Annotated in this window: 9 protein-coding genes and 1 rRNA gene; 1 reads left to right on the forward strand and 9 read right to left on the reverse strand. The window is 42.6% G+C overall.

What is annotated here, in order from left to right; genetic code table 11:
* Positions 1–160: 160 nt before the first annotated feature.
* The 3 genes from BQ8005_RS08265 to BQ8005_RS08275 all read right to left on the reverse strand — a co-directional run bounded on the left by BQ8005_RS08265 (position 161) and on the right by BQ8005_RS08275 (position 6,370).
* On the reverse strand, positions 161–1,729 hold the full coding sequence (locus tag BQ8005_RS08265; protein WP_075317719.1) for an ATP-binding protein: 1,569 nt from the start codon (positions 1,727–1,729) through the stop codon (positions 161–163).
* 413 nt (positions 1,730–2,142) lie between these two features.
* The gene (locus tag BQ8005_RS08270; protein ID WP_075317720.1) at positions 2,143–5,031 is read right to left on the reverse strand and encodes a hypothetical protein; all 2,889 of its coding nucleotides are present in this window, start codon (positions 5,029–5,031) and stop codon (positions 2,143–2,145) included.
* 409 nt (positions 5,032–5,440) lie between these two features.
* Positions 5,441–6,370, reverse strand: coding sequence for a tyrosine-type recombinase/integrase (locus BQ8005_RS08275; RefSeq protein ID WP_021846181.1), 930 nt, complete (start codon positions 6,368–6,370; stop codon positions 5,441–5,443).
* Positions 6,371–6,464: 94 nt separating this feature from the next.
* On the opposite strand from BQ8005_RS08275, the gene BQ8005_RS08280 reads away from it, so the two are divergent.
* Positions 6,465–7,580: an OmpA family protein gene (locus BQ8005_RS08280; RefSeq protein ID WP_075317721.1), complete on the forward strand. Its 1,116-nt coding sequence runs from the start codon at positions 6,465–6,467 to the stop codon at positions 7,578–7,580.
* Positions 7,581–8,354: 774 nt separating this feature from the next.
* Here BQ8005_RS08280 and der read toward each other — a convergent pair.
* From der to rrf, 6 genes are all read right to left on the reverse strand, one after another.
* Positions 8,355–9,668: a ribosome biogenesis GTPase Der gene (gene der, locus BQ8005_RS08285; RefSeq protein WP_021846474.1), complete on the reverse strand. Its 1,314-nt coding sequence runs from the start codon at positions 9,666–9,668 to the stop codon at positions 8,355–8,357.
* 52 nt (positions 9,669–9,720) lie between these two features.
* On the reverse strand, positions 9,721–10,602 hold the full coding sequence (gene era / locus BQ8005_RS08290; RefSeq protein ID WP_075317722.1) for a GTPase Era: 882 nt from the start codon (positions 10,600–10,602) through the stop codon (positions 9,721–9,723).
* Between the two features lie 85 nt (positions 10,603–10,687).
* Positions 10,688–11,695, reverse strand: a complete 1,008-nt coding sequence (locus tag BQ8005_RS08295; RefSeq protein WP_021846472.1) for a beta-ketoacyl-ACP synthase III — start codon at positions 11,693–11,695, stop codon at positions 10,688–10,690.
* A 114-nt stretch (positions 11,696–11,809) separates the two neighbouring features.
* Positions 11,810–11,995 (reverse strand): 50S ribosomal protein L32, encoded by a 186-nt coding sequence (gene rpmF, locus BQ8005_RS08300; RefSeq protein WP_002562387.1) that lies wholly within the window; start codon positions 11,993–11,995, stop codon positions 11,810–11,812.
* 12 nt (positions 11,996–12,007) lie between these two features.
* Positions 12,008–12,574, reverse strand: coding sequence for a YceD family protein (locus BQ8005_RS08305; RefSeq protein ID WP_075319047.1), 567 nt, complete (start codon positions 12,572–12,574; stop codon positions 12,008–12,010).
* Between the two features lie 392 nt (positions 12,575–12,966).
* A 5S ribosomal RNA gene (rrf, locus tag BQ8005_RS08310) occupies positions 12,967–13,077 on the reverse strand.
* Positions 13,078–13,088 lie beyond the last annotated feature (11 nt).

The following is a 13,088-nucleotide window of genomic DNA, read 5'->3' on the forward strand; positions in this document are numbered from 1 at the left end:
CCGGAAACGAAGAAACCACCAGCCGGCGAATGAAAATCATCCGAACTGAAATAAAAACTGGTACCCATTTCCCGTGTTAGCATAGATATCTCTAAAATTTGTGCAAAGTAACGATTTATTCGGGAAACGAGCAAATTTTAGGCGGAAATGTTTCCTAATATTAATCGTCCACAACCTGCCAATCACTGATAGTCCCTGTTTCTGAAGAAAAAGCCGCACCTATCTTATAAAGTTTTCTCATATCGCACGCATACTCCCGGGCATATCCTTTGTCCTCAATTTGCAGCAAAGCCTCGGCAGCCGTACCGTCCAGTTTGAACTCAAAAATATAGATATACTGAGGAGTCTCAACTACACAATCCACACGCCCCTGGCTCTGTACTTTCTCCACATAAACAGTGTAAACGCTCACCAGGCGCATGATGAGGTAAAACGTGTACTGGAAGTAGCGTTCACGCTCCGCCTCGTCTTCCTTCCGACGCATCGTATAGGGGATACTGGCCAGGAAAGACGTGAACAGGCTGCGAAGGCGGTCGATATCGCCTGTCTGCAGTGCCATGACCACACTACGTATCCAAGTACCCATTTCCTCCCGAGGTTGCAGATACGACGTGGCAAGCATTGTCAGGAAACCGTTCTTCACCTCGTTGTTGGGGAAGTCCAGCAGGAAGGTGTTAAATTGGAAATTATAGTTCTTGATGGTCAGGTACCCACTCTGGAAAATCATGGGCAGCGGACGTTCCACGTCGGCCTTGTAGTCCACGAACTCTTCGGGACGGTAGTACTTGCCCGTCAGTTCGTTCATATTCTCGTTGAAATGGGCCAACAGGCGGATCAGGTATGTGGGAGTACCCGAACGGAACCAGTAATCATAAACCCGGCGACTGTCCAACGCATTTAGCAGGCTGAAAGGATTGTAAACGTCCGTCAAACGGTCGCTGAAGTGATAGCCGTCATACTGCTGTTTCAGCCGCTGCTTCATTTCCTCCGGCGTACAGCGGTAGTCCACGGCCATGTCGGCAATGGGACCGGGGAAGTAACGGTCAATCTCTTCCTGCGTAATGCCGCAAAGCGTCTCGTAACGTCCGTCCATGCTGATATCCTTAGGCTGGTTGAAACCGCTGAATACGCTCACCTGCGAGAACTTCGTCACACCCGTCAACAGAACGAACTGCAAGTCGCGGTCTGCGGCCTTGAACACTGAATAAAATGCCTTCAGCACATTGCGGTGACGGTCTTCCAGCGAAGCATCCCCATCCAGAACGTCCAGAATCGGTTTGTCATATTCATCGATCAGAACCACGGCACGACGCCCGGTCTGTACGTGCGCGGCATGGAGCACATTGCGGAAACGAAGCCCCATTCCCAAATCCTTGTTGGGTAACAGACCGTAGTCCCTCTCCCAACTTTCCACATAATCGCGCAGCATCTCTTCCAGCTGGCCGACGTCACTGAAAACAGCCCCATTGAAATCCACATGAAACACGGGATGAACCGCCCATTCCTTTTCCAACTTTTCGATAGCCAGTCCATGGAACAACTCCTTACGCCCCAGAAAATAATTCTCCAGCGTAGATACCAGCAGACTCTTGCCGAAGCGGCGGGGACGGCTCAAGAAATAGATGCTGCTCTCGTGTGTCAGCTGATAAATCAACGCAGTCTTGTCTACATAGACATAGCCGTCTTCGATGATACGGTCAAAACTCTGGATTCCAATGGGATATTTCATAATCGTGGCATTTTGGAAACAAATATATAAAAAGGTAAAAGCATAGGCAAATGAAAACACAGTTTTTAAGCTTTTATCCGGCACACGGCAATCCATCTTCCTCCACCCCCCCAACGACTGAAGCCGCCACACTATACAAGATGAGGGGTTAACACGGCGCTTCCTTACCCTCTGACACAGTGCTTCGTCAGGGTACAAGAAAGTGCTTCGTCAGAGGGTAAGGAAGCACGGCGTTAGAAAGTGAAAAAATAGAGCATGATCACGTCTAAAAGTTAACCAGTTTTCTCGTCAATGCAAATAGGCTTACAGCATTCAAAGTACAAAAAACAAAGAGGGTGCACCCAACTGGATACACCCTCAATCTTTTATTCTAGAGGAATGGCAAAAGCCATACACTCACGTTAGAGACCTTCTTACTTCGCGGCCTTAACTGTTACAGACAGAGTCTTAGTTACACCGAATACGTCAATCAACTCAAATTCGATAGTAACAGGTTCTGTTGTACCTACAAATGACGGCAATTGAATCATAATACCACCAGGAATTGCTGCAAAGTTAGGTTTAATAGCTTCAGTAGCAGGAAGATCCGTTACAATAACATCCGTTGCGCTAATAGTTCCCGGTTCCCAAGCTCTAGTCTTAGTGTTATTATTAGTAACTAAAGTAGCATTAGTATCTTCAACACCTACCGTTACAGGAATATTCTGCTTAGAACCATTCTTATAATAGTATGCCTTAATACCTGTGGTAGCTAATGTAAAGTTCGTTTCAAAACCTTCTGTACCTTCTTCAAATCCCTGACGGAGGTTCATATCAGAACGCTTGTCGACGTTGCCATCAGACTTAACGCCATCGAACAGATAGAATGTGTCACCCAGTGCATCGGTCAATGTGAAGTTGGCATCAGTCAAAATCACTTCGCGAGTTACATTGTTAGAAGTAAATTCACCGTTTGCCTTAACTGACGTTGCATCACCCAGCAAGCTTGCAAATCTCAACGTAAAGTCAGAAACTTGTTCGTCTGTTGCAGGATATACACCATAGAATGTGTAGTCAGCCTTAACCGGAATACCAGCGCCAACAGAATTAATTGTATAAGTATTCCACTGCGATGCATTACCAGAGTAAACAATGCTTGTCAAAGGTTCGTTATCCAATGCCAGATAGTCCTTACCCAAAACTGTATATCCCCAATAGTTGAATGACGGATCCATATCATCAGCACCACTAGTCAATGTATAATATTGAGCTGTCGGTCCAAATTTGCTATATTGTTTTTCATAAGCAGTTGTAAATGCCTCAAAGAATGGAACAGCCATTCCAATCTGATCTTCAATAGCTACCTTATCACCATAGATGCTCAATACATTCTTCTTGTCATTCCACAGGGCCTTTTCACCGTTTACGCGAGTGATATCCAGAGTCGGCTGAGTGAATTCGAACGGCAGGATGATAGAAGCTACAGGAGTTTGAGTATCCTGATCGTTAACTGTCAAAGTCAATTGATATGCATTATTTAAGCTGAAATTATATGGATATCCTTCAGATACACAGAATTGGAATGTGATTGTATTGTTCTTCGTATCAACAGCATAACGAACGTTATGACCCATATTGTCATTGTCATCACCCTGATTGTTATCACCTTCTCCACCAATTACAGTTAATTCTACTGAGTTATTTGCAATAGCACTGTTCCATACAGCTTTTTCCACATCGCTCATATCAGCAAGTAAACTTGTCAATGGATATGCTTCAGTATTCAAAGCAAATACTTTCTTACCCTGATTAGACCATACCCAGTCATCAATCCAAGTCAATTCCTTATTGTCTTTGCCATCGATGTATTTTGCATCCATCGGAACATTCAAACGTTCTAATGGTAGAGTATGTTCTGTAGCCATTTCCTCACGCATCAAAGCTTTGAACTGGGGCGCCTTATCTCCTTGAACAACAGTACCGTCCATCAAGATGTAGTTGTAAACCAATTCAATATTATTGTTTACGCCAGTTTCTCTTGTGTAAGTAAATGCATGGCCGTCATTAACGATCTTTGCACCGTAAAGTTCAACATACTTTAAGTTGTCTGCTGACTGTTTAAAAGTAAGCCAGTAATCATAAACAGCATTTGCATCAATTGAAGTGGTGCTATAAGTCGGTACATATTCCTTATCTACAGCACAATTCTTCAGATCGTCAACTTCTACTGTTACCGTCCCGATTTTCTTCAAAGAAGCTCCCAAATCATACGGAGTCTTAACTGTTGTGTTGTTCAGCGTAGCAGTCAAAGACAATGCATGTTTAGCGCCATCATTAGCCTTGAACAGCAGATAATTCTTCGTTCTGGCATCTTCGATATCTTCATAACGGGTAAAATCATGCGGCAAAACCCACACACCGTTTGCAGAAGTGGCTCTTGACAATACGCCTTCATAAGGAACAGCATCCTTAAACAACAGACCTGTGCTTACATTGGCAGAGTTCATCAATGCGAAGGTATAGTCAGAGGCATCGGTTCCTTGAGGATTGACAACAATCATCAAGTCACGATCAAGAGTTGTATACAAACCTTTCTGAAGAGTCTTCTTTGCGTCTGCTGGTCCATATTCTACATCCTTTTCATTGATACCATACAGAGCCTTCATGCTAGTCAAACCATAAGCAGAAGGATAGTTGGCGATTTCATTATCCAATACATCAATATACCCCATTGTTGAACTAGTCGGGATAAAGATAGTCTGGACATCGCCATTCTCATCTCTTACAGTAAGATTCCAACCACCGGCTGTTTCAACGGCAGTGACACCACCAGCAATGTACTCAGTTTTGGCATACTCGCCTTTTTCGGCATCCCATACCATCCAGTAACCGTCTTCACTGATCTTAGCATCGTGACCATCTTGGCCATTCTGACCGTCCTGACCATCTTGACCGTCAGCTCCATCAGCACCATCCTTACCTACTGCAGGATATTCAGACTTCACGCCATCGAAAGCCCAATAACCATCAATGATCGTTACGATCGTACCGTCAGCACCCTTGTCGCCTTTGATTGTTTCAATAACGCTGGTGCTGTTGTCGTTCCAGGTGATCTTGATACCTTCACCTTCTTTGGTGATATTGGTAACATACTTACCATTATCAACCTTTGATTGCAGTTCTGAGATTGCAGACTTGATATCAGTCAGTTCCTTATTGATCTGATTGATGTCATCGTCGTAATCCTTACAAGACGTAAACGTCCCTGTCGTGCCCAGCATTAAGGCTCCGAACAGGATCACACTTAAATACTTTTTGTTCATAATAAAAAATTTAAATTTATAAATTTAAAAAATTAAGTAAGTAATTGAGTTTTTACATTTAACAATAATCCTTCTTTTCTCTCTTTTTCCTTTCTATTTTTAAATTAATATCACGCAATTTTTCACCTAGTTTACACGACTTCTCACTCGTTATTTCGCAGATAACGGATTGGTAATTCTATTCTACTGTATATGAGTATATTTATTGATAGATATTTAGGAAAAATTCAATCACAATGATTCTATTCGATTTCGACTCTATTTTTACAGGCATGGCCATAACACTACCTGCTCCGCACCTGCTCCATATAAAAGTACCCAAACACGGAGTTGATACGGAGCAAGTACGGAGTAGATACGGAGTAAGTCACCCAATTGTAATATTTTTCAGACATTTGCATTCCATCGATCATCGCTTGACGAAAGCTATAATCTGTTTATTTGCCTCGTCTATTCGTTCATCCTGGAATGGTTTCAGATAAGTTTCCGTCACAGCTATTGATGAATGCCCCATTGCCTCCGAAATAATACCCGGATGGATTTCGCAATGATAGGCCAAAGTAGCCCAGCTATGACGGGCTGCATAGGTACTCAGATGCGCATCAATCCCCAAATAACGGCCTAGTTCCACCAATTTGTAATTGAAAAAGCGAAGAGCGGACTGATATTCCCGATAAGCCTTTTCCTGATCTTCCCAATTACCGATAATAGAAAATAAATAAGGCGACCTACGATCTCGGTTTTCTATTTCCACCATCAATCGGATAGCCTCAGGGGGTAACACAACCGTCAGCAGTCGTCCCGTCTTCTTTCTTCTATAAACCAGCACATTCCCACAAAGATCCGTTTTGCGCAGAAAAGCCAGGTCGACAAACGGCAAGCCACGCAACAGGAACATAAGGGCAAATATCACCCCCGCCTTACGCACATCTGGCGAGATACAGTCATCCTCTCCATCATCAATCCAAGCCAGCAGACGTTTAAGATCCGACGTATCCAAAGCACGTTTGATGTTGGTTCGTGCCCCTGTATGAACATGCTCAAACAGACGAGGCACGTAGGGTACACGTCCGATATCCACACAACGGTTATAAGCCGAACGAAGCGAACGCATATAGGTTGCAACCGTATTCCAGCTACAATTGCGTTTTCTCAGATACTGCTCGAAATGCTTCAGCACAGCTGGCGACAAATCTTTGAGTTTGAAACGAGGATTGTCGCTAAACGCGAGAAAAGCGTTTAGTGCAGACTGATAAATGTGGGCACTTCCCCACCTCTCATTGTCACGAAAATCATCTATGATTGCCGTAAACACATCTTTTAATACAATTTGTTTCATGACCTAAAAAAAGTTATTTCAAAAATCTTTGGTATTATAACTTTTTTTGCCATATTTGCGTTGATTTAGGGTTCAATTTTTAATTTGAGTCACAATGAAAACAATGAGTAAACTAATGCTGGCGGTCATGCTGCTCTGGACTACAGGCCTTTCCGCCCAGCAGACGAGTGGAGAAACTTCACAGCGTCGCATCAAGGAAGAAGGAAAAACGATCTTTGATCCCCACTTCTTCATGCAAATTCAAGGTGGTGTAGCCCATACGATTGGCGAAGGCGACTTCAGCGATCTGCTTTCACCTGCTGCAGCTCTGTATGTAGGCTACAAGTTCAATCCCTGGCTGGGGGTACGCGCCGGATTAAGCGGCTGGCAAGCAAAGGGTGCATGGGCTTCTCCCTACACAACCTACAAGTACAACTACCTGCAAGGAAATGTAGATGCCATGTTCGACCTCTGCAACTTGTTTGGAAAGTTTAATCCCAAGAGAGTAGTCAACCCTTACCTCTTTGCAGGAATAGGTGTTAACGGCGCATTCAACAACGACGAAGCAGTCGCTCTCAGTACAAAAGGTTACAACATGGCCTACTTGTGGAACGACAGCAAAGTACTCGTGGCAGGCCGACTGGGACTGGGACTTGATTTCCGTCTGAGCGACAGAGTTAACTTCAACATTGAAGCCAACAGCAATGTCCTTTCAGACAAGTTCAACTCCAAGAAGGCAGGAAACGCCGACTGGCAATTCAATCTGATGGCTGGTTTCACCATCAAGTTCGGAAAGGGATACACAAAGACCGAACCGGTATACTACGAGCCGGAACCTCAGCCCGCACCGGTTGTCGAGAAGAAGCCCGAACCGAAACCTGTTGTAGTAGAAGAAAAAGAAGTGGTAGTAGAACCAATCCGCAAGGATATCTTCTTCACCTTGAATTCAGCAAAGATTCGTCCGTCTGAAGAGCAGAAGATCAATGATTTGGTTCAGTACATGAACGAGAACAAAGATTCAAAGGTAATCATCAGCGGATATGCTGACGTAAAAACAGGAAACGAAAACATCAACCTTCGTATCTCTGAAAAACGAGCTAAAGCAACAGCAGAAGCCCTGAAAGCAAAAGGTATTGCCGAAGACCGTATACAGATAGAATACAAGGGCGATACAGAACAACCCTTTGAAGTAAATGAGCAGAACCGTGTTGCTATTTGTGTAACACAATAATAAAGCGAATGAAAACCGATAACCACTTTATTTATATAGGAGATTGCGTAAGCAAACTGAAATGGTTCAAAATGCGTAGTTTTTTTATAAAAAAAGGGGATATTATTTGCACAGTTTTGCAAAATACCGTATGTTTGCACGACTTTTAATCCGTTATCTGCGAAATAACGGATAAAGTAATTGATACAACAAGTGTAAAACAAATTACAAACGGAGAGGAAAATTCGGCAAGAACTAAACGATTAAATATGAGAAACTCAATTATTTATTAATTTTTAAATTTATAAATTTAAAGTTTTTAATTATGAACAAAAAGTATCTAAGTGTGATCCTGTTCAGTGCCTTAATGCTGGGTACGACAGGAACGTTCACATCTTGTAAGGACTACGATGACGACATCAATTTAAAAATTAGTAAATAATTGAGTTTCTCATATTTAATCGTTTAGTTCTTGTCGAATTTACCTCTCCGTTTGTAATTTGTTTTACACTTGTTAAACTAATTAATTCTTCCGTTATTTCGCAGATAATTTCTTAATCGCATAAATCACACTCACATAGACACTTAAGCAAGGATTATCCTTAGAATTGCGCGAAAATAGAGTAAAAAGAAGAGTAAGATGAAGAAAAAAACAATCAAGAAGAAAGCATCTCCGAGAAAAGAAAATATCTTACATAGAAGTTCTAATCCAGCCGGATAAAAGAACAAAAAAAAATAGAATGCACCGTTACCGATGCATTCTATTTTCTATAAATTTCAGACAGAATCTCTAACTTACTTCTGACGAATATAAATATTGATAGGTGTGCCTGTCAGGTTCCACTTTTCGCGCATTTTGTTCTCTAAAAAACGGCGATAGGGTTCCTTTACATACTGAGGCAGGTTGGCAAAATAAACAAATGATGGAACTTGTGTATTAGGCAACTGAGTGATGTACTTGATCTTAATATACTTTCCTTTGTTCGAAGGAGGTGGATAAGCTTCGATAAGTGGAAGCATTTCTTCATTCAACCGAGCGGTGGAAATACGGGTCGTCCGATTGTGATACACATTGCGTGCTTCTTCCAACACTTTCAGAATACGTTGTTTAGTAAGTGCTGAAGCAAAGATTATAGGGAAGTCGACAAAAGGAGCAAAACGGTTCCGAATGGCTTCTTCGAAGGTCTTCATCACTTTGACTGTCTTATCTTCCACCAGGTCCCACTTGTTTACCACAACGACCAGTCCCTTTGCATTCTTCTGAATCAATGAGAAAATGTTCAGATCCTGACTTTCAATACCACGAGTAGCATCAAGCATCAAAATACAAACATCCGAATTTTCGATAGAACGAATAGAACGGATAACGGAGTAATATTCCAAGTCTTCATTCACTTTGTTTTTCTTGCGAATACCAGCCGTATCCACCAGGTAGAAATCGAATCCAAACTTGTTGTAACGAGTATAAATAGAATCGCGTGTTGTTCCGGCAATTTCCGTTACGATATTACGCTCCTCTCCAATAAAAGCATTTACAATAGACGATTTACCGGCATTTGGACGACCAACAACGGCAAAACGAGGGATATCTTCGTCCAATATTTCCGCAGATTCTTTTTTGAACTTACTCACGATCAGGTCCATCATATCGCCCGTACCGCTTCCGGTCATAGCTGAAATACAATAAGGATCACCTAAGCCAAGGCTATAGAATTCGGGAGCATTATACTGCAATTCGTTGTTATCGGTCTTATTGGCTATCAACAACACAGGCTTCTTAGTGCGACGGAGAATAGATGCGACCTCCATATCCAAGTCGGTCACTCCGTTCATTACATCCACCACAAACAGGATCACATCCGCTTCGTCCACAGCCATCAATACCTGTTTACGGATCTCTTCCTCAAAGATATCGTCCGAGTTCACCACCCAGCCACCTGTATCTACTACCGAAAACTCACGACCTAACCATTCAGCTTTACCATACTGACGGTCACGCGTAGTCCCCGCTTCTTCGTTCACAATCGCCTGCCGGGTCTTCGTCAAGCGATTAAATAGCGTAGACTTTCCCACATTAGGGCGTCCTACAATTGCAACTAAATTTCCCATAGTTCTTTATCTTTCATTCGTTTTGCGACTCTCACAGCCGCCTGTTCATTCTTTAATCAAGTTGATATCCAAAATTACGCAGCTCTTTATCTGAATTGCGCCAATCCTTATCTACTTTCACAAATGTCTCCAGGAAAATGGTCTTCCCAAAGAACTTCTCCAGATCGCGCCTTGCTTCCGAAGCAACCTTCTTCAATGCCCGCCCCTGCTTACCGATAATGATACCCTTCTGAGAATCGCGTTCCACATAAATGACCGCATGAATATGAATCTTCTTGGCATCCTCCTTGAACTGTTCCACAACGACCTCTACAGAATAAGGGATTTCCTTATCATAATAAAGCAAGATCTTCTCGCGAATGATCTCATTGACAAAGAAACGGGCTGGTCTGTCTGTCCACTGATCTTTATCAAAATAAGGAGGCGAATCGGGCAAAAGCTCCTTGACACGCTTCATTACATAGTCCACATTGAACTTAGTGGCTGCCGAAATAGGGATAATCTCCGCCGAAGGCAGTAACTCTTTCCATGCTTCCACCAGTTCCACCAGTCTTTCCTGATTAGTAAGGTCAATCTTATTAATAAGTACAAGGACCGGTACCTCCAGTTTGCTAACTTTTTCAACAAAATCGTTGTGCTTGTCTGGTGTCTCGACTACATCCGTGACATATAGCAATATATCCGCATCTGCCAAAGCCGACGTAGAAAAGTTCAGCATTGATTCCTGTAACTTATACGACGGTTTCAACACACCCGGCGTATCTGAAAACACAATCTGCATCTCGTCAGTATTATAGATTCCCATAATACGATGACGGGTAGTCTGCGCTTTAAAAGTGGCAATTGAAATCCGCTCGCCTACCAACGCATTCATCAACGTCGACTTCCCGACATTCGGATTTCCGACAATATTCACAAAACCGGCCTTATGCATAACCAATCATTTTAAAACTGTGAAAAAAAAACGCATCGAATTCATTAAAATAGGATGCGTTTTTTATTATTATACCAACGTAGTCTTACTGTTCTTTCTTACCGTCGTATCCCCATTTCACGTAAACGGCACCCCATGTAAAACCGGCGCCAAATGCTGTGAAAATCAGATTGTCTCCTTTCTTCAGCTTGTCCTCAAAATCCCAGATACACAACGGAAGTGTTCCAGCACTCGTATTACCATAACGCTGGATGTTGATCATTACCTTTTCATGAGGAACTTCCAAACGATTAGCAACCGCATCAATGATGCGCAGATTAGCCTGATGAGGAATTACCCAATCAATGTTGTCCTTATTCAATCCATTTCGTGCGGCAATTTCAGCACTAACATCGGACATATTTGATACGGCATACTTGAATACCGTACGACCTTCCTGATAGATATAGTGCATATGATTGTCTATTGTAAAATAGGAAGGAGGACATACGGAACCACCTGCTTTCATATGAAGGAAAGGAAGTCCCTTACCATCTGTACGCAAGATAGAATCCATAATACCATAGTCTTCCGTGGTAGGTTCTATCATGAACGCAGCCGCACCATCACCAAAAATTGGACAGGTTGCACGGTCTGTATAGTTCACCATCGACGACATCTTATCTGCACCAACAATGATTACTTTCTTATATCTGCCGGAGCGGATAAAATTAGCCGCTGTTTCCAATGCATACAGGAAACCACTACATGCTGCCTGCAAATCAAAAGCGAAAGCATTCTTCAAGCGCAACTTGTCACACAAGATAGAAGCTGTCGAAGGGAAATGATAGTCAGGAGTCGTAGTAGCAACAATCACCAGATCGATATCATCGGGATCAGCTCCCGTACGCTGCATCAACTGCTTGGCAGCCTTACGAGCCATATACGAGCTTCCCAATCCTTCTTCATTGAGAATACGTCTTTCCTTAACACCGATTCGGGTCATAATCCATTCATCGTTGGTGTCCACCATACGAGATATCTCGTCATTCGTCAAGATATAATCAGGGACATAACCGCCGACTCCTGTAATTACTGCATTTATTTTTTCCATCAAAATTTCAATACTAAGTAAATACTCAAAAAAGGTAATCTAAAAAGTTTTGCCTTTTCTCCAAAAGCAAAGCTTTTCAGACACCTATTCAAGCAGAGATCTACTGCGCGCCAATTAAACGGCAGCCTCTTTCTCTATAGCAAGTTTTCCTCTGTAATAGCCACATGCACCACATACAGTGTGATATACGTGCCATTCACCACAATTCGGACAAATAGCCAATGTAGGAGCTACCGCCTTATCATGAGTTCTTCTCTTTGCAGTTCTTGTCTTTGACTGTCTTCTCTTAGGATGTGCCATTTTCTTAAAACTTTAATTGTTATCTAATATTTTTTTTAATTCATTCCAACGAGGGTCAATCGGCGCTTCTCTATCATCATCCGACATATCTGTACCAGAAAACATTTCATCATCATCGTCCGCAGTGGTCCGCAAATGTTTACTCAGTTTTCCACTCATTTCCTTATTACATTTTCCAGGAGCATGCACATGCTTCATAGGAATAGCCAATGCAACAAACTCATACATAAACCATGCTACATTTATTGCACCTTCCACTTCGGGAATAACAATCAAGTTATCACCCTCCTCAGCATATTCTGCACCAAACTTGACCATCAACTTATCTGCAGAGGAAATTGAAAGCTCCATATCATCCAAACATCTATCACATGGAACTAAAATAACCCCTTCTGTTTGAAAGTTCAACTCAAATGCGCGAGAAGTTCGTTTCACAACCAATGACACATGCACCTTGCCTTTTTGAACTTCAGGTCCATCTATATCAGCAAAAAACTGGTTGTCAAGTAGAAAATCATACTGACAACTATCAGTATGCATACCTTTCAAATCTATTTTATACTTCTCAAACTTTCCCACATCTATTCCTTTCAAAGCCGCCAATCGCTAGCAGATATAATTCGGGCGACAAAGATACAAAAAAATATCCGCTTTGCACAGGCCTGAACAAAAAATATGTCCTTTTTATTAGTTTTTATCATTAAAAATCCAATCCGACAGCGTTTTATCCCCCAAATAGTCAACCTCCACAAGGAGATACTTTCAGAAGATGCAACGCAGCACTGCATGAGGGTGTAACTCAGCACTTCTTGGAGGTGTCAGTCCGCACTTGCTGAGGACATGACGAAGCACTGCGTGGAGGCGTAACGAAGCACAGCATGGAAGAGATAGGGATTCGATAGGGATTCTCCCGGCGGGCATAAAAAACAAAGTCCCCCGCAACAGGATTGTTACGGAGGACTTCTCAAGAAAAACGGCGGCGACCTACTCTCCCACTGTTACGCAGTACCATCGGCGTGACCGGGCTTAACTTCTCTGTTCGGAATGGGAAGAGGTGGAACCCCGGTGCTATAGCCACCTGAATAAGGTTGAC

Origin of the sequence: Bacteroides togonis (assembly GCF_900130135.1) — a bacterium.
Lineage (GTDB): Bacteria > Bacteroidota > Bacteroidia > Bacteroidales > Bacteroidaceae > Bacteroides > Bacteroides pullorum.

Coding starts and splice junctions, on each gene's coding strand:
- BQ8005_RS08275 (WP_021846181.1), bottom strand. CDS start 6,370: ATGAAACAAATTGTATTAAAAGATGTGTTTACGGCAATCATAGATGAT.
- BQ8005_RS08265 (WP_075317719.1), bottom strand. CDS start 1,729: ATGAAATATCCCATTGGAATCCAGAGTTTTGACCGTATCATCGAAGAC.
- rpmF (WP_002562387.1), bottom strand. CDS start 11,995: ATGGCACATCCTAAGAGAAGACAGTCAAAGACAAGAACTGCAAAGAGA.
- BQ8005_RS08270 (WP_075317720.1), bottom strand. CDS start 5,031: ATGAACAAAAAGTATTTAAGTGTGATCCTGTTCGGAGCCTTAATGCTG.
- era (WP_075317722.1), bottom strand. CDS start 10,602: ATGCATAAGGCCGGTTTTGTGAATATTGTCGGAAATCCGAATGTCGGG.
- BQ8005_RS08280 (WP_075317721.1), top strand. CDS start 6,465: ATGAAAACAATGAGTAAACTAATGCTGGCGGTCATGCTGCTCTGGACT.
- BQ8005_RS08295 (WP_021846472.1), bottom strand. CDS start 11,695: ATGGAAAAAATAAATGCAGTAATTACAGGAGTCGGCGGTTATGTCCCT.
- der (WP_021846474.1), bottom strand. CDS start 9,668: ATGGGAAATTTAGTTGCAATTGTAGGACGCCCTAATGTGGGAAAGTCT.